General features: G+C 71.2%; 20 protein-coding genes and 1 pseudogene. 8 read left to right on the top strand and 13 right to left on the bottom strand.

Features of this window, described 5'->3' with window-relative positions; translation table 11 throughout:
• The first annotated feature begins 26 nt into the window (after window positions 1-26).
• Complete coding sequence (locus tag AB0E24_RS25350; protein WP_232636812.1) at window positions 27-1,187, top strand: NAD-dependent formate dehydrogenase; 1,161 nt, start codon at window positions 27-29, stop codon at window positions 1,185-1,187.
• Between the two features lie 76 nt (window positions 1,188-1,263).
• Here AB0E24_RS25350 and AB0E24_RS25345 read toward each other — a convergent pair whose 3' ends face one another.
• Both AB0E24_RS25345 and AB0E24_RS25340 read right to left on the bottom strand, forming a co-directional pair.
• Window positions 1,264-2,313 (bottom strand): amidohydrolase family protein, encoded by a 1,050-nt coding sequence (locus AB0E24_RS25345; RefSeq protein ID WP_359380184.1) that lies wholly within the window; start codon window positions 2,311-2,313, stop codon window positions 1,264-1,266.
• Between the two features lie 16 nt (window positions 2,314-2,329).
• Window positions 2,330-2,962: a TetR family transcriptional regulator gene (locus tag AB0E24_RS25340; protein WP_147968975.1), complete on the bottom strand. Its 633-nt coding sequence runs from the start codon at window positions 2,960-2,962 to the stop codon at window positions 2,330-2,332.
• 181 nt (window positions 2,963-3,143) lie between these two features.
• Between AB0E24_RS25340 and AB0E24_RS25335 the strand changes: the two genes are divergently transcribed.
• From AB0E24_RS25335 to AB0E24_RS25320, 4 genes are all read left to right on the top strand, one after another.
• Window positions 3,144-4,751, top strand: coding sequence for a bifunctional 3-(3-hydroxy-phenyl)propionate/3-hydroxycinnamic acid hydroxylase (locus tag AB0E24_RS25335; RefSeq protein WP_283887541.1), 1,608 nt, complete (start codon window positions 3,144-3,146; stop codon window positions 4,749-4,751).
• 31 nt (window positions 4,752-4,782) lie between these two features.
• Window positions 4,783-5,655, top strand: coding sequence for an alpha/beta fold hydrolase (locus tag AB0E24_RS25330; protein WP_283887543.1), 873 nt, complete (start codon window positions 4,783-4,785; stop codon window positions 5,653-5,655).
• Window positions 5,652-6,677, top strand: a complete 1,026-nt coding sequence (locus AB0E24_RS25325) for a VOC family protein (protein WP_283887545.1) — start codon at window positions 5,652-5,654, stop codon at window positions 6,675-6,677. Before AB0E24_RS25330 ends, AB0E24_RS25325 begins: the two co-directional genes overlap by 4 nt.
• A 78-nt stretch (window positions 6,678-6,755) precedes the next feature.
• On the top strand, window positions 6,756-7,931 hold the full coding sequence (locus tag AB0E24_RS25320; RefSeq protein WP_079256703.1) for an epoxide hydrolase family protein: 1,176 nt from the start codon (window positions 6,756-6,758) through the stop codon (window positions 7,929-7,931).
• A 30-nt stretch (window positions 7,932-7,961) separates the two neighbouring features.
• Here AB0E24_RS25320 and AB0E24_RS25315 read toward each other — a convergent pair whose 3' ends face one another.
• Genes AB0E24_RS25315 through AB0E24_RS25300 form a run of 4 tightly spaced genes read right to left on the bottom strand, consistent with a single transcriptional unit; the run spans window position 7,962 to window position 13,474 of the window.
• Entirely contained in the window at window positions 7,962-10,343 is a 2,382-nt protein-coding gene (locus tag AB0E24_RS25315) for a bifunctional salicylyl-CoA 5-hydroxylase/oxidoreductase (RefSeq protein ID WP_359380178.1), read from the bottom strand.
• An 11-nt stretch (window positions 10,344-10,354) separates the two neighbouring features.
• Window positions 10,355-12,049 (bottom strand): AMP-binding protein, encoded by a 1,695-nt coding sequence (locus tag AB0E24_RS25310; RefSeq protein WP_359380175.1) that lies wholly within the window; start codon window positions 12,047-12,049, stop codon window positions 10,355-10,357.
• A gap of 40 nt (window positions 12,050-12,089) precedes the next feature.
• Window positions 12,090-12,992 carry an acyl-CoA thioesterase gene (locus AB0E24_RS25305; RefSeq protein WP_359380172.1) on the bottom strand — a complete coding sequence of 301 codons (903 nt, stop codon included), beginning with the start codon at window positions 12,990-12,992 and terminating at the stop codon, window positions 12,090-12,092.
• A complete protein-coding gene (locus AB0E24_RS25300) occupies window positions 12,989-13,474 on the bottom strand; it encodes a cupin domain-containing protein (RefSeq protein WP_069861928.1) in 486 nt (161 codons plus the stop codon). The genes AB0E24_RS25305 and AB0E24_RS25300 overlap by 4 nt, the downstream gene beginning before the upstream one ends.
• Before the next feature lie 131 nt (window positions 13,475-13,605).
• On the opposite strand from AB0E24_RS25300, the gene AB0E24_RS25295 reads away from it, so the two are divergent.
• Both AB0E24_RS25295 and AB0E24_RS25290 read left to right on the top strand, forming a co-directional pair.
• Window positions 13,606-14,025, top strand: a complete 420-nt coding sequence (locus tag AB0E24_RS25295) for a RidA family protein (protein ID WP_359380167.1) — start codon at window positions 13,606-13,608, stop codon at window positions 14,023-14,025.
• A gap of 100 nt (window positions 14,026-14,125) precedes the next feature.
• Window positions 14,126-14,983 (top strand): PaaX family transcriptional regulator, encoded by an 858-nt coding sequence (locus AB0E24_RS25290; protein ID WP_069861932.1) that lies wholly within the window; start codon window positions 14,126-14,128, stop codon window positions 14,981-14,983.
• A gap of 115 nt (window positions 14,984-15,098) precedes the next feature.
• On the opposite strand, the gene AB0E24_RS25285 is transcribed toward AB0E24_RS25290, so the two are convergent.
• The 6 genes from AB0E24_RS25285 to AB0E24_RS25260 all read right to left on the bottom strand — a co-directional run bounded on the left by AB0E24_RS25285 (window position 15,099) and on the right by AB0E24_RS25260 (window position 21,538).
• Window positions 15,099-15,605, bottom strand: a complete 507-nt coding sequence (locus AB0E24_RS25285) for an inclusion body family protein (protein WP_069861934.1) — start codon at window positions 15,603-15,605, stop codon at window positions 15,099-15,101.
• Between the two features lie 4 nt (window positions 15,606-15,609).
• The gene (locus AB0E24_RS25280; protein WP_359380162.1) at window positions 15,610-17,454 is read right to left on the bottom strand and encodes a thiamine pyrophosphate-binding protein; all 1,845 of its coding nucleotides are present in this window, start codon (window positions 17,452-17,454) and stop codon (window positions 15,610-15,612) included.
• On the bottom strand, window positions 17,451-19,490 hold the full coding sequence (locus AB0E24_RS25275) for a flavin monoamine oxidase family protein (RefSeq protein WP_359380159.1): 2,040 nt from the start codon (window positions 19,488-19,490) through the stop codon (window positions 17,451-17,453). The genes AB0E24_RS25280 and AB0E24_RS25275 overlap by 4 nt, the downstream gene beginning before the upstream one ends.
• Window positions 19,487-19,711 carry a hypothetical protein gene (locus AB0E24_RS25270; RefSeq protein WP_206331699.1) on the bottom strand — a complete coding sequence of 75 codons (225 nt, stop codon included), beginning with the start codon at window positions 19,709-19,711 and terminating at the stop codon, window positions 19,487-19,489. The genes AB0E24_RS25275 and AB0E24_RS25270 overlap by 4 nt, the downstream gene beginning before the upstream one ends.
• Window positions 19,712-20,069: 358 nt before the next feature.
• A complete protein-coding gene (locus tag AB0E24_RS25265; RefSeq protein WP_069861940.1) occupies window positions 20,070-20,489 on the bottom strand; it encodes an SRPBCC family protein in 420 nt (139 codons plus the stop codon).
• A 38-nt stretch (window positions 20,490-20,527) separates the two neighbouring features.
• The gene (locus AB0E24_RS25260; RefSeq protein WP_359380154.1) at window positions 20,528-21,538 is read right to left on the bottom strand and encodes an aldo/keto reductase; all 1,011 of its coding nucleotides are present in this window, start codon (window positions 21,536-21,538) and stop codon (window positions 20,528-20,530) included.
• A gap of 142 nt (window positions 21,539-21,680) precedes the next feature.
• Between AB0E24_RS25260 and AB0E24_RS25255 the strand changes: the two genes are divergently transcribed.
• Window positions 21,681-22,619, top strand: a complete 939-nt coding sequence (locus tag AB0E24_RS25255) for a LysR substrate-binding domain-containing protein (RefSeq protein ID WP_079256695.1) — start codon at window positions 21,681-21,683, stop codon at window positions 22,617-22,619.
• A 182-nt stretch (window positions 22,620-22,801) separates the two neighbouring features.
• Here the strand turns inward: AB0E24_RS25255 and AB0E24_RS25250 are convergent.
• Window positions 22,802-23,260 (bottom strand): annotated as a pseudogene (locus AB0E24_RS25250) (MarR family winged helix-turn-helix transcriptional regulator); the annotation flags it as partial.
• Window positions 23,261-23,396: the final 136 nt, after the last annotated feature.

The raw sequence follows: 23,396 nt of genomic DNA, 5'->3' as shown, positions 1-23,396 counted from the left end.
AGCAACGGAGTTGAGGAGCCGCGACCATGGCCAAGGTGCTCTGTGTCCTGTACGACGACCCCACCGCCGGATACCCGACCTCCTACGCGCGCGACGACCTCCCCCCGATCGACCACTACCCGGGCGGCCAGACCACGCCCACCCCCGAGGCGACCGACTTCACCCCGGGCCACCTCCTCGGCAGCGTCTCCGGCGAACTGGGCCTGCGCCGCTTCCTGGAGGAGGCCGGGCACACCCTCGTCGTCACCTCGGACAAGGACGGCGACGGCTCGGTCTTCGACCGGGAACTGCCGGACGCCGATGTGGTGATCTCCCAGCCGTTCTGGCCCGCCTATCTCACCGCCGACCGCATCGCCGCCGCCGGGAACCTCAAGCTGGCGATCACCGCGGGCATCGGCTCCGACCATGTCGACCTCGACGCGGCGATCGCCCATGGGGTGACCGTGGCCGAGGTGACGTACTCCAACAGCATCAGCGTCGCCGAACACGTGGTGATGATGACGCTGTCCCTGGTCCGCGACTACCTGCCCGCGCACCAGGTGGTCCTCGACGGCGGCTGGAACATCGCCGACTGCGTAGCCCGTTCGTACGACCTCGAAGGCATGCACGTCGGCACCGTCGCCGCCGGGCGTATCGGCCTCGCGGTGCTGCGCCGCCTCGCGCCGTTCGATGTGAAGCTGCACTACACCGACCGGCACCGGCTGCCGCGAGAGGTGGAGGAGGAGCTGGGCCTGACCTTCCACTCCAGCGCCGCCGACATGGTCCCGCACTGCGATGTCGTCACGATCAACGCACCGCTCCACCCGGACACCGAGGGCCTCTTCGGCGACGAACTGCTCGCGAAGATGAAGCGCGGCGCCTACCTCATCAACACCGCGCGGGCGCGGATCGCCGACCGCGACGCCATCGACCGCGCCCTGCGCGCCGGGCGGCTCGCCGGGTACGCGGGCGATGTCTGGTACCCGCAGCCCGCCCCCGCCGACCACCCGTGGCGGACCATGCCCCACCACGGCATGACCCCGCACATCTCCGGCTCCTCCCTCTCCGCGCAGGCGCGCTACGCGGCCGGCACCCGCGAGATCCTGGAGTCCTGGCTGGCAGGCCGCCCGATCCGCGAGGAGTACCTGATCGTCGACGGGGGCGGCCTGGCCGGGACCGGCGCCCACTCCTACTCGGTCACCAGCTGACCCCGCCACCTGTTGCGCCACCGTGCCGACACCCGCTGGTCGTTCAGCAGGTGTCGGGGCGGAGGTGGCGGGGTGCTCAGCCGGGGCCGGGCTGGACGAGCCTGAAGACCAGCCGTGCGGCGGCGCGTCGGGCGGCCCGGCGCAGCCGCACCGGGACCGGGCGGGCCTGGGCCGGTGGCGGCGGAGTGGCGGCCAGCCGGGGGAAGAGGGCCTCGGCGGCGGTGCGGTGGACGGCCGCCAGGGTCGTGGCGTCGGCGTGGGTGTCGAGGCCGTTCGCGAAGTACTGGCCCGCGGGGGCGGGTGCGAAGGGCCAGTCGCTGCCGAACAGGATGTGTCCGGGGCGGGCGAAGGCGAGGAGGGTGGGCAGGGCGGCGGGGCTGGAGGAGAGCGCGGTGTCGAAGTAGAAGCCCTGGAAGTCGTCCAGGATGTCCAGCGGGCTGCGCCCGGTGTCATGGGCGAGGGCGACGGCCATGCGGTGGGAGGCGTAGGGGACGAACCCACCGGCGTGGCCGAGGATGAAGCGGATGTCGGGGTAGGCGCGCGGAATGCCGTTGCGGACGAGCAGATAGGCGGCGCGGGTGGTGTCCAGGAGGAAGTCGGCGGCGAAGGCGGGGATGCCGTCGACCGGGGGAGCGGGCAGTTCGGCGGGGTGCACGAAGACCACCGCGCCACGGTCGTCCAGGGCGCGCCACAGCTCGTCCTGGCCCTCGGCGCCGAGGTAGCCGCCCCGACTGTTGGCGAGCAGGGTGACCCCGTCGGCCCGCAGTCCGTCCAGCGTCCGCGCGGCCTCGGTGGCGGAGGCCGCGGTGTCCGGCATGGGGAGAGTGGCGAAGTAGCCGAAGCGGCCGGGGTGTTCGGCGGCCAGGGCGGCGGAGTGGTCGTTCAGGCGCCGGGCCAGATCGGCGGCGCTGTCCGGGTCGGTGAGGAACCCCGTACCGGGTGTGGAGACGGACAGGATCGCGGTGGCGATGCCGAGCAGGTCCATCAGCTCCAGGGCCGACGCGGGGCTCCAGTCGGGCAGCGCCCGGCCACCGGCGTCGGCGATGCCCGCCCTGGCCAGCTCATCGCGGTAGAAGGGAGGCACCACGTGCTGGTGGACGTCGATGCGCTGTGCCGAATGGGTCATGACGCGGCCTTTCCTGTCATCGCCCGCTCCTTGCCGCCATGCGGGTGGCCGCCTCGTACAGCAGCTGTGCGTGCAGTTCGAACATGGCCACCAGGTCGATGGCCTCGCCGTTGATCTCCCGCTGTACGAACAGCCCGTCGGCGCCCGCGATGGCGTAGGTCGTCAGGGCGTGGACGGCGTCCTGGTCCAGCTCGGGGAAGAGCGTCCCGATCGTCTCGGCGATCTTCTCGCGGGTGGTCGCGCGGACCTGGAGGAACACGGTCCGGCCGCGGGGTTCGGCGGGGCGCCGTTCCAGGGCGAGCATGAGCCCGAGGCGGAGGAAGTCGGGCGCGTCGAGCAGGGACCTCGCCACGTTCGCCGCCATGGTGGTGACCCGCTCCAGCGCGGTGCCCGCGCCCTCGTCCGGCAGCGCGACCGCTGTCAGCCAGGTGTCGAAGCTGCGCTCGATCACCGCGGCGATCAGGTCGTCCTTGTCCTTGAAGTGCCAGTAGATGGAGCTGGCGGGCAGCCCGCACTTGGCGCTGACGGCGGCGATCGACGTGCCCTCGTAGCCGCGCTCGCCCGCGATCTCCACCGCGGCGTCGAGGATGCGCTGCCGCGATTCCACCCCGTTCGCACGCTTCTTGCGCGTCGTCTGCGGTCTGGTCATGGACGGTGCCCCTCCTGGTGTGCCCTGCCGTGCGCGGTGTGCGAGCCCTCGGCTGTCGCCGGTCCTTGGACCGCCGCCGGGCCCTTGACCGTCTTCGGCGCCATGCTTACTGTAGCACTCGCTCCAATTGGAGTAATCGCTACAGCAACGTTCGCCACGGGGACGACAGTGAGGTGGCCGGGTGAGTGGGATCAGAGCCGCGGGCGGAGCCGACCCCACCGCGTACGACGTGGCGGTGATCGGTTACGGGCCCACGGGCGTGACCGCGGCGAACCTGCTCGGCGCGATGGGCCTCAGGGTCGTCGTACTGGAGCGCGACGCCGAGGTCTTCACCCGTGCCCGTGCCATCTCGACCGACGAGGAGGTCGTCCGGATCTGGCAGCGCGTCGGACTCGCCGAGCGGCTCAAGCGGGACATGCTGACCGAGCGGCCGGTCCACTTCGTCGACGCGAACGGCCGGGCGTTCCTCAGCGCACACCCCACCCCGCGCGGCCACGGCCATCCGCCGCAGCTGTTCATCCACCAGCCCGCGCTGGAACGGGTCCTGCGCGACGGGGTCACCCGCTACCCCGGCGTCGAGGTGCTGCTGCGCCATGAGTGCCTGCGGCTGCGCCAGGACGCCGACGGTGTCGAGCTGACGGCCGTGGAAACGGCCGGCGACACCGTCCACCGGCTGCGGGCCGCGTACGCGATCGCCGCCGACGGCGGATCCAGCCTCGTCCGGGCCCAGCTGAACATCGGCTACGAGGGCCGGACATACGAGGACCGCTGGGTGGTCATCGACACCAAGGTGCGCAAGGCATGGCCCGGTCACGACACCCTGCGTTTCCACTGCGACCCGGCCCGGCCGGCCGTGGACTGCCCGACCCCGCTCGGCCACCACCGCTGGGAGTTCCCCATCCTGCCCGGCGACGACGAGCGGCGGCTGACCACCGAGGAGGCCGTCTACCGGCTGCTGTCCCGGTACGGGATCGGCCCCGACGACGTCGAGGTGGAGCGCGCCACCGTCTACAGCCACCACGTCCGCTTCGCCTCCCGCTTCCGGGCGGGCCGGGTCTTCCTCGCCGGGGACGCCGCGCATGCCATGCCGCCGTGGATCGGCCAGGGCATGGCGGCCGGGGTGCGGGACGTGGCCAACCTGTGCTGGAAGCTGGACGCCGTCCTGCGCGGCGAGTTGCCGCAGACCGCGCTCGACAGCTACGAGGCCGAGCGCAAACCGCATGTGAAGGAGGTGACCCGGCGGGCGGTGTTCGTCGGGCGCCTCATCACCGAGCGGCGCCCGCCGGTCACCCGGCTGCGCGACGGTGCCCTGCGCGCCCTGGACCGCGTACCGGGCCTCGGCGACCGGCTCCAGGACTCCCACTGGATCCCCGCCGCCCGCTACGGCGCCGGGCTGCTGGCCCGCGACCGCACCAAGGCGTCCGGCCATCAGCTCCCCCAGCCCTGGGTCACCGGCCCGGACGGCATCCGCGTACGCCTCGATGACGCCCTCGGCGGCCGGTGGCTGCTCCTGCACGCCCGTACGGCCACGCCCCAGCCCGCCTGGGACCGGCGGGGCGTGCGCTCGCTGACCGTCACACCGGCCGGTGCCCGCCCGGCCGAGGGCACCCTCGTCGACAGCGACGGTGTGCTGCTGCCCTGGATGGCCGGACACCGCGCCGCCACCCTCGCCCTGCGCCCCGACGCCTATGTCTACGCCGCCGCGCCCACGGGCTCCCGGCTCCCGGCGCCGCCCCGGGGCCTCACACTTCCGGCCACTCCCGGCCCGGCCCCGTCCACCGCCCGATGAGCACACCGACACGATGAGGGACACCGACACCATGACGACATCGACCGCCCTGCCGACGATGCGGGAGACGACCTACGACATCGCCGGACGGCAGATCTTCGCCGCGGAGACCGGCGACGGCCCGCCCGTGCTGCTGCTCCACGGCGGCGGCCCCGGCGCCTCCGGAGTCTCCACCTACGCACGCAACATCACGGAACTGGCCGAGGAGCACCGGGTCATCGTCCCGGACCTGCCGGGCTACGGACGCAGCACCAAGGGCATCGACCGAACCGACCCGTTCGGATTCCTGGCCGACGGCATCCGCGGACTGCTCGACCGACTGGGGCTGGAGAAGGCCCATCTGGTCGGCAACTCCTACGGCGCCTCGTGCTCCCTGCGGCTGGCGCTGGACACCCCCGACCGGGTCGACCGCATGGTGCTGATGGGCCCCGGCGGCATCGGCACCACGCGCTCCCTGCCCACGCCCGGCCTCAACAGCCTGCTGAACTACTACACGGGCGAGGGCCCGTCGCGGCAGAAGCTGGAGACGTTCATCCGCGACTACCTCGTCTTCAACGCCGCCGACATACCGGACTCCGCCATCGACGAGCGGTACCGGGCCAGCATCGACCCCGAAGTGGTCGCCTCGCCACCGCTGCGCCGCCCCTCCGGGCCGCACGCCCTGCGCACGCTGGTGCGGATGGACTTCACCCGTGACCGGCGGCTGAACCGGCTGCCCGTGCCCACCCTCGTCGTGTGGGGTGCGCAGGACAAGGTCAACCGGCCGAGCGGCGGACGCATGCTCGCCGAGCGCATGCCCAACTGCGATCTGTACCTGGTGGCCAACACCGGCCACTGGGTGCAGTTCGAACGCGCCGAACTCTTCAACCGGCTCTGCGCCGACTTCCTGGCGGGCCGCCGATGACCGCCACCGCCACCGCTTCCGAATCCGGCTCCGTGTTCGGCGCCGTCCACCTCGGCTACATCGTCATCGAGACAGGCCGCTTCGCCGACTGGCGCCGATTCGGCACCGACGCCATCGGCATGCACCACGACGCCCTCTCCCGCGATCTGATGCGCTTCCGCATCGACGACCAGGAGTGCCGCTTCCTCATCCGGCGGGGCCCGGCCGAGGACGTCGTCGCCACCGGCTGGCATATCGCCGACCACACCGCCTTCGAGCGGATCGAGGCCCGTATCCGCGCCCACGGTGTCCCCCTCACCGTCGGCACCGACGAGGAAGCCGCCCTGCGCGGTGTCGAACGGCTGCTGCGCTTCCCCGGCCCCAAGGGCATCGCGCAGGAGATCTACACCACCCCCGTGACCTCGGCGGCACCCCTGCACATGCTGGCCTCGGGCTTTGTCACCGGCGACCTCGGCATGGGCCATATCGCGCTCACCTCCACCAGGCCGACGCGGGTCCGCGGCTACTTCAACGCCGTCTTCGACGCCCGTCCGACCGACTACGTCGAGGAGACGATCAGCGGCGTCAAGCTCAGGATCCGCTTTCTGCGTGTCAACGAACGCCATCACTCCGTCGCCGTCGCGGCGGTGCGCGGCCTGCCGCTCGACCCGATCCCCACCCGCGTCCAGCACCTCAACATCCAGGCGGCCACGCTGGACGACGTCGCCCGGAGCTATCAGCGCGTCCATGAACTCGGCTTCGACATGGCCCTCTCGATCGGCCGGCACACCAACGACAAGGAGCTGTCCTACTACGCCCGCACCCCCTCGGGCTTCGAATGGGAGGTCGGCTGGAACCCCATCGTCATCGACGAGACCACCTGGGAGCCCACCACCTACCGGAGCATCAGCGACTGGGGCCATCTCCCGGTCGGCCGGACCATCCTCGACCAGCTCGAACAGTTCCGCGTGGGCGCCCGCTCCCTGGCCCGGCCGGAGCGGACCGTGCCCGCTCTCGGCGGCTCCGGCATCCCCGACGACTGACACGGGGCGCTCGGCACACCGGCGGGGCGGCGCAGCGGGGCGGAGGGGCGGAGGGGCGCGGCTTGTAGGGTACGTGCCATGCCGGACGCCCCGCCCCGCCCCGAGCCGTTCACCCCGCGAACCGCCCCCGCGGCGCTCGAGGACCTCCGCACACGGCTGCGCGCGACCCGCTGGCCGGACACGCCCGAGGACGCCGGGTGGTCGCTCGGAACCGACCTCGGCTACCTCCGCGAACTCGTCGCCTACTGGGCGGACGGCTTCGACTGGGCGGCACAGGAGGCGGCGCTCGCCCGGCTGCCCCGGTTCCGGGTCCGGCTCGGCGGCCTCGGGATCCACTTCGCACACGTCCGGGCCGCCGCCCCAACCGGGCCCGCCCTGCCGCTGGTCCTCAGCCACGGCTGGCCGGACTCGTTCTGGCGCTATACGAAGGTCATCCCGCTCCTCACCGACCCCGGCGCGCACGGCGCCGACCCCGCCGACGCGTTCGACGTGGTGGTGCCCGACATGCCGGGCTACGGCTACTCCGACCGCCCCACCGGGCCGCCCCTCGACTCCATCGCCGTCGCCGGGCTGTGGGCCGAGCTGATGGACGTCCTCGGCTATGGGCGGTTCGGCGCGGCGGGCGGCGACGTCGGCAGCCATGTGAGCCGCTACCTCGGGCTCGACCACCCCGACCGGGTGGTGGCCGTGCACCGTATGGACGGCGGCCTGCCCGTCTTCACCGGCGACCCGGCGGACCTCACGCCCGAGGAGCGCGCCTGGTTCGAGACCGTCACGGCCTGGGGCCGGGACGAGGGCGCCTACGCCGCCATGCACCGCACCAAGCCCCAGACCGCCGCCTTCGGGCTCACCGACTCACCGGTGGGGCTCGCCGCGTGGATCGTCGAGAAGCTCCGGGCGTGGAGCGACTGCGACGGCGATATCGAGCGGAGCTTCACCAAGGACGAGATCCTCACCAATGTGATGCTCTACTGGCTCACGGGCACGATCGGCTCCTCGATGCGCATGTACCACGCCAACGCCGCGATCCCGCCCGCGCAGCACGCCCGCCGGGTCGAGGTGCCCTCCGGCTTCTCGCTCTTCCGCGGCGATATCGTCCGCCCGCCGCGGGCCTGGCTGGAGCGCACGACCAACCTCGTACGGATGACCGAGCCCGCGCGTGGCGGACACTTCGCGCCGTTCGAGGAGCCCGAGCTCTACGCGGAGGAGCTGCGCGCCTTCTTCCGCCCCTACCGGGCGGCGGCGACGGGCTGAGCCGGAAGACCCGTGGTGGCCACGGCCCCGTCAGGAGACCGGGGCCGGTTCCCGGGCCGGGGTCCAGCGCTGGTGGACGGCCTGGTCGGCGGGGTCGGGCCGGAGCAGGGACAGACGGGGCCGTACGGCGTCGGTGCGCGAGGCGGGCGGCTTGCGGCCGCCCGCGCGGAACTGCACCGGCCACTCGGCGCCCGGGCCCCGGTACTCCTGCTCGGCCGCCGCGTGCAGGGTCCAGTGCGGGTCGTAGAGGTGGGTGCGGCCCACGGCGCACAGATCGGCGCGGCCCGCCAGCAGCAGGGAGTTGACGTCGTCGTACGAGGCGATCGCGCCCACCGCGATGACCGCGGCGCCGGTGGCGGCGGCCACCTCGTGGCGGATGCGGTCGGCGAATGGGGTCTGGTAGGAGCGGCCGAAGGCGGGCCGCTCGTCCTTGGTGACCTGGCCGGAGGAGACGTCGATGGCGTCCGCCCCGTGTGCGATGAACGCGCGGGCGATCTCGACGGCGTCATGCTCGGTGTTGCCGTCCGGCACCCAGTCGGTGGCGGAGACGCGCACGATCAGCGGCCGCTCGGCGGGCCACGCCTCGCGCACGGCGTCGAACACCTCCAGCGGGAACCGCAGCCGGTTCTCCAGCGGGCCGCCGTACTCGTCGGTGCGGTGGTTGGCGATCGGGGAGAGGAACGAGGACAGCAAGTAGCCGTGTGCGCAGTGCAGTTCGAGCAGGTCGAACCCGGCCTCGGCGCCCCGGCGGGCGGCCGCGACGAAGTCCGCCGCGATCCCGTCCAGGTCGGCGCGGGTGAGTTCGCGCGGCACCGCGGAGCCTGGGCCGTACGGCAGCGGGGACGGGCCGACGACCTCCCAGTTGCCCTCCGGCAGCGGGTCGTCCATGCCCTCCCACATCAGCCGGGTCGAGCCCTTGCGGCCCGAGTGGCCGAGCTGGAGGCCGATACGGGCGGTGCCGCGCTCGTGGACGAAGGAGACGATTCGCCGCCAGGACTCGCGCTGCTCGTCGTTCCACAGCCCCGTACAGCCGGGGGTGATGCGGCCCTCGGGCGAGACGCAGACCATCTCGGTCATCACCAGTCCGGCCCCACCCATGGCCTTGGAGCCGAGGTGGACGAGGTGGAAGTCGCCGGGCACGCCGTCCACCGCGGAGTACATGTCCATCGGCGAGACGATCACCCGGTTCCTCAGCTCCAGCCCGCCCAGCCGGTACGGCTGGAACATCGCCGGTGCCACGCCGTCCAGGCCCTGTGCGGTGGCGAAGGCCATATCGACCCGGTCGGCGAACTCCGGGTCGCGGGTGCGCAGATTGTCGTAGGTGATCCGGCGTGAGCGGGTCAGCAGGTTGAAGCAGAACTGGGTCGGCTCCTGGTGGACGTACATGCCGATGTTCTCGAACCACTCCAGTGAGCCCTGCGCCGCCCGCTGGGTGGACTCCACGACCGGCCGCCGCTCGGTCTCGTACGCGGCCAACGCCCCCTCGGTGCCCGGGTGTTCATGCAGACAGGCGGCCAGGGCGAGCGCGTCCTCCATCGCCAGCTTGGTGCCCGAGCCGATGGAGAAGTGCGCGGTGTGGGCGGCGTCGCCGATGAGCACGAGATTGCCGTGGTGCCAGCGCTCGTTGCGCACGGTCGTGAAGTTCAGCCACTTGGAGTTGTTGGCGAACACCTGGTGGCCGCTGAGCTCATCGGCGAAGAGCTCACGGACGCGGGCCACGGCCTGCTCGTCGGAGGCGCCCGGCCCGAAACCGGCTCCCTCGGTGGCGTCGAAACCGGCCCGCCGCCACACGTCCTCGTGCATCTCGACGATGAAGGTGGAGCCGGTGTCGGAGTAGGGGTAGCCGTGCACCTGCACCACCCCCCATTCGGTCTGCTTGATGAAGAACTGGAACGCCTCGAAGACCCGGTCCGTGCCGAGCCACATGTACTTGCTGCGCCGACGGTCCAGAGAGGGGCGGAAAACGTCCGCGTGGGCCGACCGTACGGCGGAGTTGACTCCATCGGCCCCCACCACCAGGTCGTACGACGCGCACAGCCGCGCGGTGTCCGGGGCGAGGGTCGAGAAGCGCAGGGTGACACCGAGGTCGCGGCAGTGCTCCTGGAGCAGCCGGAGCAGTTCCTTGCGGCTCATGGCCGCGAAGCCCTGACCGCCGACGGTGTGGCTCTCGCCCCGGTAGTGGATGTCGATATCGGTCCAGCGGGCGAAGCGCCTGGCCATGGCGCGGGCGACGGTGGTGTCGGCGTTCTCGATGCCACCGAGCGTCTCGTCGGAGAAGACCACGCCGAAGCCGAAGGTGTCGTCGGGGGCGTTGCGCTCCCAGACGGTGATCTCATGGGCCGGGTCGAGCTGTTTCATCAGGGCCGCGAGGTACAGTCCGCCGGGACCGCCGCCGATGATCGCGATGTTCACGGGGGTTCCTCTCAACTCTCGGCGACGGCCTTGGCCTCGGCGGCCCGCTCGTCGTCGGCCTGCTGCACCTCTTGCACCTGGCGAAGCAGCTTGAAGCGCTGCAACTTGCCGCTGGTGTTGCGCGGCAGGGCGTCCTGGAATCGCACATCGCGCGGGTACTTATAGGGCGCCAGGACCCGTTTGACGTGGTCCTTGATCTCCTTCGCCTTGGCCTCGTCGCCCGGCACACCGTCCCGCAGCACCACGAAGGCGCAGACGATCGAGCCGCGCTCGGGGTCGGGCCGGGCGACGACGGCGGATTCCACGACGTCCGGGTGGGTGTCGATGGCGGCCTCGACCTCGGGGCCGCCGATGTTGTACCCGGAGGAGACGATCATGCTGTCGCTGCGGGCGTGGTAGTGGAAGTAGCCGTCCTCGTCCCGGTGGAAGATGTCACCGGTGATGTTCCAGCCCGCCAGGACGTAGTCCCGCTGTCGTTCGCCGTCCAGGTAGCGGCAGCCGACCGGGCCGATGACCCCGAGTCTGCCCGGTTCCCCGGGGCCGAGTTCCGCGCCGTCGGGGCCGAGAACGGTGGCGCGGTAGCCGGGGACCGCCTTCCCCGTGGCGCCGGGCCGGATGTCCGCACCGGCGGCGGAGATGAAGATGTGCAACAGCTCGGTGGCGCCGATGCCGTCGACCACCTTCAGGCCGATGTGTGTCCGCAGCTGCTCCCAGGTGGCGCGGGGTATGTGCTCGCCCGCCGAGACCCCGATCCGCAGCCCGGCCAGCCACTGTTCCTTTCCCTCGCGCAGGATCGCCCGGTAGGCGGTGGGCGCGGTGGCCAGGACGGTGACGCCGTCGCGCCGCACGATCTCCGCGAGCCGCGGGGGAGTGGCGGACTCCGTCAGCAGGGCGCAGGCCCCGGCCCGCAGCGGGAAGACGACCAGCATGCCGAGGCCGAAGGTGAAGGCCAGGGGTGCGGTGCAGGCCACCAGGTCATGCGGGACCAGACCGAGGGTGTGGCGGCCGAAGGTGTTGTCGATGGACAGGATGTCCCGGTGGAAGTGCATGGTGATCTTCGGGGCGCCGGTGGATCCGGAGGTGGGGCCGAGGAGCGCCACATCGTCGGCGGCGGTGCGTACGTCGGTGAACTCGCCGGACTTGGCCACGGCCCTGGCCACCAGGTCCTCCGGGCCCGCCCCGCCGTACTCCACCACCGCCAGGCCGGGCAGCACGGTGTCCCGGACGGTGTGCACATCGTCGGCGAACCGGTGGTCCACCAGGGCGATCGACGGCCGGGTGCGCTCGGCCACGGGGACGAGCTCCCGGGTGCGCAGCGCGGCCATCGTGGTCACCACGACACCACCGGCCTTGAGGACGCCGAGCCAGGCCGCCACGGTCCAGGGGTTGTTGGGCGAGCGCAGCAGGACGCGCTGCCCCGGCACCAGGCCCAGGTCCTCGGTGAGCACCTGGGCGATCTGCTGGGCGCGGATGCGCAGTTCGCCGTAGGACCACAGTTCGCCGGACGGGGTCCGCAGGGCGGGACGGTCGGGACCGAACAGCGAAATGGGCGTGTCGATGAGCTCGGTGGCCGCGTTGAGCCGGTCCGGGTAGCGCAGCTCCGGTGTGCTGAACTCGATCGTCGGCCACAGGTCCGCCGGGGGCAGACGGTCGCGGGTGAAGGTGTCGATATGCGCAGAGAGGGAGAGGCGGTGCGGAAGCGTCACGGAAGAGTCCTTCCGGGAGCCCGCCGGGAAGAACGGCGGGTCAGGTGGGGCGGATCAGGCCCTCTTGGACGACGGTGGCCAGGTGGCGGTGGTCGCGGGTGAAGAAGCGGCCGGTGCCCAGACCGCGGCCCGCGTCGGCGGCCACGGCCTCCTGGACGTAGAGGAGCCAGCCGTCCACCGGCCCCGGACGGTGGAACCACATCGCGTGGTCCAGGCTCGCGGTGACCAGCCCGGGTTCGGCCCAGGCCAGGTCGAGCACCCGCAGGACGGGTTCGAGGATCGTGTAGTCGCAGACGTACGCGAGGGCGGCCAGGTCCCGCTGGGCGTCGGTGAGCCCGTCGACCGGGCGGAGCGGGTCGAAGGGCCTGAGCCAGACCGCCTGGTGCGGAAGGCGTTCCCCCTCCACGGTGAGGTAGACCGGGCCGGGAACGTGCCGCATGTCGAAGCCGCGACCGCCGGACCAGTACGCCTTGGACTCCTCGGTCATGGACCCGCCCGCGCGCCCCGCGAGGTACTCGGCCGAGGTGGACAGGTCCTCGGGACCGGGTACGTCTTCGTCGAACGCGGTGTGGAAGGCGGCACCGGCCTCGCCCGCCGCGAAACCGGCCAGGCAGACGTACAGCGGCTTGCCGTTCTGGTAGCCGCGCACCTGCCGGGTGCTGTAGCCGCGGCCGTCGCGCACCACCTCGACCTCGTAGCGGACCTCGGCGCCGATGTCGGCGGGGCGCAGGAAGTAGCTGTGCATCGAGTGCAGCGACTTGCCGTCGGACACCGACCGCATGGCCGCCGCCGCGGCCTGGGCGACCAGATCGCCGCCGTACGCCTTGGGCCAGGGGCAGGGCTGGGTGGTGGCGGTGAAGGCGAGGTCGAAGTGGTCGGGCCGGGCGGGCTTCAGGGTGATGGCGTCGGTGAGGACGGCGGAGGTCGGGGGTGTCCGGGTCATCGGCGGTCCAGCCAGTCGCGCAGCTCGGCGTCGGCGATATCGGGGAGGTTGACCACGATGTTCTCCGGTGTCCGGGTGGTCATCCAGGTCAGCGGCTTGCTGCGGGAGAGGTTGCACTCCACATGCGGCATGAAGGGCGGCACGAACACCCAGTCGCCCTCCTCCATGTCGACGTAGTCCTCGAGCTCCTCGCCGAAGTAGATACGGGCCCGGCCGGAGAGGACATAGCCGCCGGTCTCGGCCTCGCCGTGGTGGTGGGTCACCGAGCGATAGCCGGGTTCATTGCTGACCTTGCCGAACCAGAGGCGGGTGGCCGGGGTGTGCTGGGCGCTCACCCCCGAGACGCGGACGGCACCGCCCGAGTCGGCGGTGTCGCCGCTTTCGAGGCCGCCGCGTGTCACCACGGGGGCGACGATGCCGCTGGGCAGCCGGTACATCGAATTGTCGCCTTCCAGGCGGTACTTGCTCAGGTCGGGCTCCATGGGGACGGCTCCCTTCGGTCGGGACCAGGATCCGATGTCTCGTGTTTCTCACGGTCGTCATTTAAAGTCAATACACCTGAGCGCTCCTGCCCGACCTGGGCAGGACGGAACGCGACCGAGCCGGAGGCCCCATGCCCCCCGTCCCCGTGAACCCGCCCGCGCTGCCGAAGCCCAGCGGCTACTCGCACGGAACACTCGCCGGAAACACGCTCCACCTGGGCGGACAGACCGCCCTCGACGCCGACATGAAGATCGTTCCGGGCGGTGTGGTCGAGCAGTTCCGGCAGGCGTTCACCAATCTGCTCCTCACGCTCCGGGAGGTCGGCGGCCGGCCCGAAGACCTGGTGAGCGTGACCCTCTACCTCACCGACATCCCCGACTACCAGGCGCACGGCAAGGAGATCGGCAGGGCCTGGCGCGAACTCGCCGGGCCCGTCTACCCGGCCATGGCGGGCATCGGCTGCACCGCGCTGTGGCAGCCCGAGGCAGTGATCGAGATCCTGGGCGTGGCCGTGATACCGGAGGAACGGCTCGTGGTGCCGAGCCCGTAGGCAGGGGCGGGACGACCGGCGCGCTCCCCGTATCCCTCCGCGCGGCCCGGCGGGAGCGGGTGATCACCGTCGCCGCGCCAGACGTTAGGGTGGCCAGGACATGACGGCGCAGACGACGACACGGGCCCCCGGCGCGGCGGGCGAACGGGAATCCCGTCATGCCCCGCTCATCCTCACGGTCTTCGGCCTCTACGCACGGGGCGAGCACAACTGGCTCTCGGTCGCCTCGGTGATCAGCCTCATGGCGGACCTCGGCGTGGAGAGCCGGGCCGTGCGGTCCTCGGTCTCCCGGATGAAGCGCCGTGAGGTGCTGCGCGGTGAGCGCCATGAAGGCGTCGCCGGGTACTCGCTCGCCGACTCCACCCTCCAGACCCTCGCCGAGGGTGACGTCCGTATCTTCCGGCAGGCCAGGGCGTCCCGCGAGGACGGCTGGGTGCTCGTGGTGTTCTCCGTGCCCGAGTCCGAGCGCGAGAAGCGGCATGCGCTGCGGACGGCCCTGACCCGGCTCGGCTTCGGCACCGCCGCGTCAGGCGTCTGGATCGCCCCCGGACATCTGGCGGCCGAGACCCGGCGGACCCTGGAGCGCCGGGGACTGTCCGCGTACGTCGACATCTTCACCGGTGACCACGTGGCCTTCGGGGAGCTGCGGGAGAAGGTCCGCTCCTGGTGGGACCTCGATGAACTCACCGCCATGTACGCGGACTTCCTGGACCGGTACCGCCCCGTCCTGGACGCGGTGACCCGGCGCGAGCCACGGCCGCTGGAGGCGTTCCGGACCTATGTGCCGATGCTCACCCAGTGGCGGCGCATGCCCTACCGCGACCCGGGGCTCCCCCTGGAGCTGCTTCCGCCGGAGTGGAACGGGGTGGCCGCCGCCGAGCTGTTCGACCGGCTCAACACCCTGCTGCGCGCCCCCGCGGAAGCGCACGCGGCGGAGCTCTTCCGCACACGGCGCTGACGCCCCGGCGGGCCGGCGTGCCCGGCCGCCCCACATCGCCTCACAGGCGGCGCGGATGCCCGCGCCGCCTGCGAGACGTTTCCCACGTTCCGTCACCCGACCGCGGGGAGGGCCGTCAGGAACGCTTCTCGATGGTGATGAACGGGTCCCACTGGAAGTACCCCACCAGCTCCTGGCCACTGTCCAGGAGCTGGAAGTAGAAGTGGTAGGTGACCTGGCCGACCTTGTTGACGTCCGACTCCCAGTAGTGGTCCTCGTAGTCCTGGGTCCCGAAATCCGGCTGGTCGGTGGCGCCCTCCTTCGGCAGCGGATAGGTGCCGTCGCTGATGACGACCCGCGGCTTGCTGATGAGCGGGTCGTAGCTCACATACCGGTACAGCAAGGCGCTGTACTCGCTGTTGAGCGACAGCGTCGTCTCGCGCCACCGGATGATGTCCCGGGGGTTGGCGCGGAAGTTCAGCTCGGCTCCCGAGGTGCCGATGACGTGGTCCTGGCGCGTCGTCATATAGATCAGGCTCTGGTCGACCTGGGTGGGTGATTCGGGATCCTTGGACGCGTCGGGGTAGCGCTCGGCGATCGAGGACGCGTCGAACGCGATCAGTACGTTGATGAACTCCGACATTCTTCTACTCCCCTTTCACTTTGTATGCCATCGCCCGCGGGTAGTCGTGCCGGTGCAGGCGCACGCGGACCAGCAGCGGTCCGGCGTTGACCGGGTCGGTCGGGTCGGTGAGGCGGGTCAGCAGCTCGTCCAGGTCGGCGGCGTGCGCGACGCTGACGCCGGTCGCCGGGGTCTTCTTGCCGGCGAAGACCTCGGCGAGGCGGTCGTAGTGCCACGGGTGGAGGACGTTGTAGAAGTCCGCCCCGTTGGTGTCGTCCGCGCCGTGGGGGTCCCGGTCCGCGAAGTAGGACGGGTCCACCAGCATCTGCTCGACGCCGTAGAAGTGCCCGTTGTCCATGACGAACACCACCGACCGCAGCCCGAGCCTGGTGTGGGTGGAGATCTCCTGGCAGGTCTCCTGGAAGGCCCCGTCGCCGACGAACACCATCGGGCGGGCGTGGCCGCGCTCGGGGGCGAGCGCGGCGCCGGTGGCCGCGCCGACGGACCAGCCGATGGACAGCCAGCTGATCTGCGAGAGGAACCCGCCCGCGGGCAGGGTCAGGTTCATCGAGCCGATGAGCGAGAACGCGGCGTCGGAGACCACCGTCCAGCTCTCCCGGGTCTCCTGGCCCAGGAAGTGGTTGATCCGGTCGAACACCCCGTCGTAGGTGAGCCGTTCACCGGACCGCGACGACGAGGCGCCGACGCTGAGGGCGGCGCGGTGGGCCTCGATGCTCGCGGGACGCCCGGCGGACGCGCCGTGGTGGGCGTGGGCCTCGGCGTAGTAGTCGGCGCTCAGACCCCCGGAGCCGAAGCGCGCCACCAGCGCGTCCTGGAGGGCGGGGATCAGCCGGGTGAGCTGGACATCGGGGAAGTACCTGGTGCCGACGCCGACCCCGCCCTGGGCCGCCACCACCCAGTCCGTGCCGACCGACTGCTCACCGCCGAGGTTCTTCGAGGTGGACCAGGTGCCGAGGCCGATCCGGCAGGTGGCCCACTCCTTGAAGATCCGGTGCACATCCGGATGGCTGGCCTTGCCGTTGTAGACGCCGTGGAACCCCGGCGACCGCTCGTCGACGACGGTCTTGGCACCGAGGGTGGTGCAGAACGGCACCCCGGTGGCCTGCGTCAGATCGGTGAGCTGCCCGCCGAGGTGGAAGCGGACGATCTCCTCGCCCGCCCATACGATCGGGCGGGTCCCGCCGTCCGGCCCCGGATGGTCCTCGATCAGGGCGAGGATCGCCTCGACGGCGCTGTCCAGCATGGTCCGGTTGCGCGCGCTGAACGGCCGCTCACGGCGCAGCAGCGGCCCCTCGGCAGCGGCACAGGGCTCGTCCCACAGGTCCTCCATGACCTCGAGGTAGACGGGCCTGCGCTCGGACAGACAGGCGGTGAGCGCGGCGTCGATCTGGCCGGGGGCGAGGCCCGGGTTGGAGATGACCTGCGCCTCCACGGTGACCTGCCGGTAGGCGTCCAGATTGCTCTCCGTACGGGGGCTCATATGGGAGGTGAGCAGGCCGAGGGCGCGGAAGTTCTGCCACTGCTCGTACGGCGGGCAGGCGTTGACGGCGATGAGCGGCACATGCTCCACATAGGCGCCGCCGCACGCGTTGAGCAGGTTGAACGCGCCGACGCTGTAGGTGACCGCGGCCGCGCCGATGCCATGGATCCGGGCGTAGGAGTCGGCGGCCTGGCCCGCGCCGCCCTCGGTGGGGGTGCCGACCCACTCGACGTCGCCCTCGGCCCGCAGGACGGTGAGGAACGGGCCGAGGTGATTGCCGGGAACCCCGAACAGATGGGTGATGCCCAGCTCGGCCAGGCGGCGGGCCAGATAGCGGGCGACCGTGCACTCGGGGGCGATCGCGGTCACGAGGGGTCCTCCTGGTTCGGGCCCGGGGTGGTGACCGGCGGGGCCTGGTGGACGGCGACGGCGGCGCGGACGGCGCTCTCCAGGGCGCCCTCGATCCAGGCGTGCTTGAGGGAGGTGTGTTCCCCGGCGAAGTGCACGGGACCCTCGGGGCGGGAGGCGTCCAGATGGAAGCTGGTCATCTGGTGCGCGGTGTACGTGGCGGCCTCGCCGAAGGCGTACGGGTCGCGGGCCCAGCTCTTGGTGGCGCCCCCGCCGGTGACGAACACCTCGATACGGCGGCCGTGCAGGGCCTGGAGGTTCCGCAGCGCGTAGACATAGCGCTCCGCGTCGCGCATGGAGTCCCAGCGCATGGCGTCGTCGGACCAGGAGTACGAGGCGAGCACCACACCACCGGTGCTGCCCTCGACCCGGTGCGAGGGGTAGTACATGAACCGGTTGGGGTTGTCGGTGGTGGAGCCCCCTCCGAAGCAGTGGACGGCGGGGCGCACGGCGGGTCCGCGCAGCGGCGTGGTGCTGTTGAGCCGCCGCACCTCCTCGGTGACACCGCTGTCCTTGACCGCGACACCGAGCAGATCGGTGCCCGCTTCGACGAGCGCGGGCACCGGATCGGTGCCGTTGCCACCGCCCTGCTGGTAGTGGGCGTAGAGGCCCGGTGCGATGCTCTCGAGCTCGTTGCGCCAGTCGTCCTCGGTGAACTCCCACCACCGGTGGCTGAACTCCAGCAGCACCTTGGTGGCCTGGTCGTAGTGGGTTTCGATGATGGCGCGGCGCTTCTTGTACGACATCGAGGGGACGATCTCCACGAAGCGCAGGGTGGAGAACGGGATGGTCACGATCGCCAGGTCCGCGGTCCACAGCCGGGTCGGGCCCGCCGGGTCGTCCTCGGCGACGGTCCGCACGGCCACGCCCCACTCGTCGGGTCCGACGGCGTCGCTGCCCTCGGGGGCGGTGTCGCGGCTGGGGTCGTGGTACGCCAGGCGGATCATGCGGTGGCCGAGCCGCACCTCGTCGCGCAGGCCCTGGTGGAGGGCGTCCGGCAGACGCCGGCTGCCGCCGGGTATCTCCCAGTAGCGCACGCCCGGGTTGATGTCGCTGTGGCTCAGAAAGCTGTGGAAGAAGGAGAGATGCAGCCGCGAGGACATGTTCTCCAGCGTTCCGACGGCCTCGATCGCCTCGTCGCTGAGCCCGGCGTAGTCGCGCAGGAAGCCACCCATCGAATAGCCGTCGAAGTCGCGGATCACCCGCGCCCAGCCCTCGACCCACTGCTCGAACGGCTTGTTGACGCGCTTCCCGTCCACGAGGTCGGAGTAGTAGTCCCGCACGCTCTCCAGCGCGTCGTCGACCATCCGCACGGCGGGCGCGCGGACCTCGTCGTCGGTGAGGTGGAAGCCCTCGTTGATCCGCTCCGGGGCGGTGGAGTAGTCGGCGCGCCGCACCTGGACGCGGTTGGCGCGGATCCAGGTGTTGCCGCGCTTGTCGGGTGCGCGGAAGTCGGGGCTCTCGTCGCCGTAGCTCCAGGTGCGGCCGTTGAAGGAGGTGTAGGTCACCGGGGGTACGGGGACATCGGGGCCGCTGCCGGTGGAGGGGTCGACGTCCACGTTGTAGAACAGGCGGCGGCCGAGCCCGAGTTTGTCCACGAGGGCGAGGACGAGCGGGTGGAAGTCGGGCAGCCGCATGGCGCCGGCCTCGGCGTACTGGGCCGGGTCGTCGAAGGGCTGGTGGTGTTTGGTGGTGTGGAAGGTCTTGATGCGCCCGCCGACACGGCTCTCGTTGGCCTCGAGGATGGTGACGTCATGGCCCGCGTCCTTGAGCAGCCGGCCGGCCACCAGACCGGTGATACCGGCGCCGATGATGAGGATCTTCTTGCGGGGGTGGCGGGTGGGGCCGAGGCGGCCCGTGTCGATCAGAGTATGGAGATAGTCGAGTTTGAGGTCGGTGTTGTCGGGCCCGATGAGAAGGAGTTCACGGGCCAGCTTGAGACACGTCTGCCAGCGCGCACGGGTGGCGGAGTTGTCGCGTGGAGCGTCGTCGGTCATAGCTTGGGATCGTAGATATGGAGAAACGATTTGCCGATTCTCCAGCCCGGTAATGCATTGGTAAAGTCCAAAAACTGGATATATCGCGGCTGACGGAATTTCGACTTGCCGGATTTCCCCGAGGAGAAGCCGAAGATCCGCCAGGGACGGAAGCTCCACCAGGGGCCGAAGGGGCGGCGGACATACGAGAGCGTCGGTGCCTCGGCGAACTGAGTGGCCATCACACCGATGCGCGCAACGGGTCCGGATCGGCCATGCTCAGGCCATGGAACGACATCGAACTTCTGCCCGATGAAGACGCGGGAGAAGCCGCAGCAACACCTGTGGCCGCTCAGGTGCCATTCCGAAACCCATTCCGGTGGGGCGGCCCGGAAATCCGTATGGATTTCAGGCCGCCGGGAACATGCGTGCCAGAAGTGTCGTGAGCGGGTTTCCGCACCGCCGGAAACCCGCTCACCTTCCGCGTGGGGGGCTCAGTGCGGAGCCGTCACCGCTTCCGGACTCGGCACGCCGTCCCACACGCCCCGGCCGGTCTCCGCGGACGACCGACGGCGTGTCAGGACACTTCGGGCGGAGCGCTCAGCCGGCCAGGGTGTTGCGCAGGGCGGCGAGGCCGTCGGCGTAGATGCCGTGAAAGAGTTCCACGGCTTCGTCGTCGCTGACGTCCGTGGGGGTGAACGTCCCGGACCATACGACGCGTGACGCGCCGGACTGGCCGGGGACCTCGCGCACGCTCAGGGTGGACAGGTAGTCGGTCACCGGGAACGGCGCCTCGAGGATGGCGTAGCTGTACGAGCGTGCCGCGTCGTCGAAGGCCACGAGCCGTTCGACGATCTCGCCGCCCTCCTCGTTGCGCAGTTGACGGACGCGGCCGCCCTCGGCGGGGACGCTCGAGGAGATGTACGGCAGCCAGTCGGGCAGCGAGCCGAAGCCGCCGATGAGCTGCCAGACCCGCTCGGGCGCTATGGGCAGATCGAGGGTGGCGCTGGTGGAGGCCATGGGGATCGCTCCTGTCGGATGGGGGAAGTGGCGGATGGTCAGGCCGTGGGCAGGGGTGCCTGGCGGGAGACCAGCCCGGCGTCGCGGAGCTCGGTCCAGAACGCGGCGGGGATGGTCTCGCCGAGGGCCGCCACGTCCTCGGCGATGCGGCTGGGCCGGGTCGCGCCCGGGATCACGGCGGCGGTCGCCGGATGGGCGAGGGCGAACTGGAGGGCGGCGGCCTTGACGCTGATGCCGTGCCGCTCGGCGAGCTCCTTGATGCGCTGGACCTTCTCGATGATGTGCGCGGGCGCCTCCTGGTACTCGAAGTGGGTGCCGCCCGCGAGGATGCCGGAGCTGTAGGGGCCGCCGACGACGAGGTCGACGCCCTGGTCGACCGCCGTGGGCAGCAGACGCTGAAGGGCGCGGTCGTGGTCCAGCAGTGTGTAGCGCCCGGCGAGCAGGAAGGCGTCCGGCTTCGGCTCGTCCAGGTCGAGGGTGAGCTCAATGGGTTCGACGCGGTTGACGCCGAGCCCCCACGCCTTGATCACGCCCTCGTCGCGCAGGCGCTGGAGGACCCGGAAGGCGCCGGTGCGGGCGCTCTCGTAGACCGAGAGCCACTCGTCGCCGTGGAAGTCCTGGGCGACGTCATGGACCCAGACGATGTCGAGCCGGTCCGTGCGCAGGCGCCGCAGGCTGTCCTCGATCGACCGCAGAGTGGCGTCGGCCGTCCATTCGTCCACCATCTTGTTGGGACGGCCGTGCTCGAACAGGCCGCCCTTCTCGCCGAGCTCACGGCCGGCGGGGTCCTCCACCTCGTCGAGGATGACGCGGCCCACCTTCGTGCTGAGCACATAGCCGTCGCGGGGGCGCCCGGCCAGCGCGTCGCCGAGCCGGATCTCCGACAGACCCGCGCCGTAGAACGGGGCGGTGTCGAAATAGCGGATGCCGTGGTCCCAGGCGGCGTCGACGGTCGCGGCGGCCTCCTCGGTGGAGACGTCGCGGAACATGCTGCCCAGCGGGGCCGTGCCCAAGCCGAGGCGACCGGGGAGCAGTGACTTGACGGTCATGGAAGGTCCTTGCGGAGAGGGGGGAAGGTGGCGGACGCGTGGCCTGCGGCCGGTCCGCCGTTCTTTCGCCTTCGACGCTAGGATCGCTACTTCAGACTGTCCAAGACTCTCTTGGATACACTTGAGTCCTCGGAGGTCTTACATGCTTGACCTGCGCCAATTGCGCTACTTCAGCGCCGTGGCCGAGACCGAACATGTCGGCCGCGCCGCAGAGCAACTCCATATCTCCCAGTCTCCTCTCAGTCGGCAGATCGCTCAGCTGGAGAAGAACCTCGGCCTGACGCTGTTCGAGCGCAGTCAGCAGCGGATCCGGCTCACCCGCGACGGCGCGATCTTCCTGAGTGAGGCCCGGGCGCTGCTGCGCCACGCCGACCGTCTGGAGAACCTGGGCCGCCGGCTGGGCAGGGGCGAAGAGGGCGGACTGTGCATCGGCTATGCCGCCGACGCCATGCACACAGGTGTGCTGCCGGGCGCGCTGCGCAGGCTCCAGGAGGAGAGCCCCGGCATCCATGTCGCCCTGTACAGCATGCCCGCGGCCGAGCAGTTCGAGGGGTTGCGCCAGCGCAGCCTCGACATCGCCCTGGTGCGGGAGCCGCCGGACCGCGACGACCCCGTGCTGCGCGCCGCGCCGCTGCTGGAGGACCCGCTGCTGCTCGTCCTCCCGGCGGGCCATCCGCTGGCCGCCGACGAGACGATCACGGCGAAGGACCTGGACGGTCAGCCGTGGATCGCGGTCGAGGAGCCGGGCGACCCGGTGTGGCGGGACACGTTCGTCGCCTCGTGTGTCGCCTCGGGCTTCACGCCCGACATCCGGCTCGACGCCGCGGATCCACTGACGGCACTCGGCCTGGTGGCCTCGGGCCTCGGGCTGGCGCTGGTGCAGAAGAGCATGGTGCGCGGTGCGACGGACGCGGTGGCCGTGCGCACACTGCCCTGGTACGAGGCGTCCGTTCGGCTGTGGGCGGTCTGGCACCACGTCGATCTGCGGCCGGTGGTGGCCGCGTTCCGCGAGACGGTGCTGTCGGCGGAGCGGGAGTTGGGCGAGGGGCCGCTGCCCGGTGGCCTTTCGGGCGGGGTGTGAGATTGCCCGGGGTGAACTCCCCCGGGGTGTGAGCCGTGCCGCGGTCCGGTGTTGTCCCGGTCCGGTGTCGCCGCGGCCTCAGCCGGACGCCTTCAGCGCGGACGCCTCCAGTGGGGCGCCTCCAGTGAAGGTGTTTCCAGGGAAGGTGTTTCCAGCAGTGACGCCTTCGGTGACGGTGTTTTCGGCACCGACGCCTCCAACGACGCCACGGCCGCGACCAGAGTGGTGAGCCTCGGGTCCTTGGCGGCCAGGTCGAGCGCCTCGCGCAGGGCGCTCTCGTATGTCGGCCGGGCCTGGCGGAGCAGCCGTAGACCGGCCTCGGAGACGTTGGTGTAGATCCCGCGCCGGTCGGTGGGGCACAGGTAGCGGGAGAGGAGCTCGCGGTCCTCGAGCCGGGTGACCAGGCGGGTGGTGGCGCTCTGGCTGAGGGCGACGGCGTCGGCGACCTGCTTCATCTGGAGATGGCCGTTGTCCCCGTCGTGCTGTCGGCTCAGCACGTCCAGGACCGCGTACTCGCGGGCGCTGAGCCCGTGGCCGGTGTGGAGCGCCCCCTCCAGACGCGTCTCGATCCCGCTGTGCAGCAGTGACAGGGCGCACCAGCTCTGGGCGAGAGGGGTGGCGGCGAGGTCGGGCCTGGTCATGGATGCCTCCTGGGGTGGGGCGGCGGGTCGGGGCGGGGACGGGGGCCCGCGGTGGGGTCGGTGACGTGATGCACAGCACGAGCAATATAGCGCGCTTGCAATTAGTGTGTCTGCAAGTATTGTGGATGCTCGTAAA

The organism is Streptomyces malaysiensis subsp. malaysiensis, assembly GCF_040653035.1.
GTDB lineage: Bacteria > Actinomycetota > Actinomycetes > Streptomycetales > Streptomycetaceae > Streptomyces > Streptomyces malaysiensis.
The sequence above is the reverse complement of the archived record's forward strand: the minus strand, read 5'-3'. Positions and strand labels throughout refer to the sequence as shown.

Bases quoted from the DNA above. Each gene is read 5' to 3' on its own strand.
- AB0E24_RS25350 (WP_232636812.1), top strand. From the start codon at position 27: ATGGCCAAGGTGCTCTGTGTCCTGTACGACGACCCCACCGCCGGATAC.
- AB0E24_RS25345 (WP_359380184.1), bottom strand. From the start codon at position 2,313: ATGACCCATTCGGCACAGCGCATCGACGTCCACCAGCACGTGGTGCCT.
- AB0E24_RS25340 (WP_147968975.1), bottom strand. From the start codon at position 2,962: ATGACCAGACCGCAGACGACGCGCAAGAAGCGTGCGAACGGGGTGGAA.
- AB0E24_RS25330 (WP_283887543.1), top strand. From the start codon at position 4,783: ATGACGACATCGACCGCCCTGCCGACGATGCGGGAGACGACCTACGAC.
- AB0E24_RS25325 (WP_283887545.1), top strand. From the start codon at position 5,652: ATGACCGCCACCGCCACCGCTTCCGAATCCGGCTCCGTGTTCGGCGCC.
- AB0E24_RS25320 (WP_079256703.1), top strand. From the start codon at position 6,756: ATGCCGGACGCCCCGCCCCGCCCCGAGCCGTTCACCCCGCGAACCGCC.
- AB0E24_RS25305 (WP_359380172.1), bottom strand. From the start codon at position 12,992: ATGACCCGGACACCCCCGACCTCCGCCGTCCTCACCGACGCCATCACC.
- AB0E24_RS25300 (WP_069861928.1), bottom strand. From the start codon at position 13,474: ATGGAGCCCGACCTGAGCAAGTACCGCCTGGAAGGCGACAATTCGATG.
- AB0E24_RS25295 (WP_359380167.1), top strand. From the start codon at position 13,606: ATGCCCCCCGTCCCCGTGAACCCGCCCGCGCTGCCGAAGCCCAGCGGC.
- AB0E24_RS25290 (WP_069861932.1), top strand. From the start codon at position 14,126: ATGACGGCGCAGACGACGACACGGGCCCCCGGCGCGGCGGGCGAACGG.
- AB0E24_RS25285 (WP_069861934.1), bottom strand. From the start codon at position 15,605: ATGTCGGAGTTCATCAACGTACTGATCGCGTTCGACGCGTCCTCGATC.
- AB0E24_RS25275 (WP_359380159.1), bottom strand. From the start codon at position 19,490: ATGACCGACGACGCTCCACGCGACAACTCCGCCACCCGTGCGCGCTGG.
- AB0E24_RS25270 (WP_206331699.1), bottom strand. From the start codon at position 19,711: ATGGCCACTCAGTTCGCCGAGGCACCGACGCTCTCGTATGTCCGCCGC.
- AB0E24_RS25265 (WP_069861940.1), bottom strand. From the start codon at position 20,489: ATGGCCTCCACCAGCGCCACCCTCGATCTGCCCATAGCGCCCGAGCGG.
- AB0E24_RS25260 (WP_359380154.1), bottom strand. From the start codon at position 21,538: ATGACCGTCAAGTCACTGCTCCCCGGTCGCCTCGGCTTGGGCACGGCC.
- AB0E24_RS25255 (WP_079256695.1), top strand. From the start codon at position 21,681: ATGCTTGACCTGCGCCAATTGCGCTACTTCAGCGCCGTGGCCGAGACC.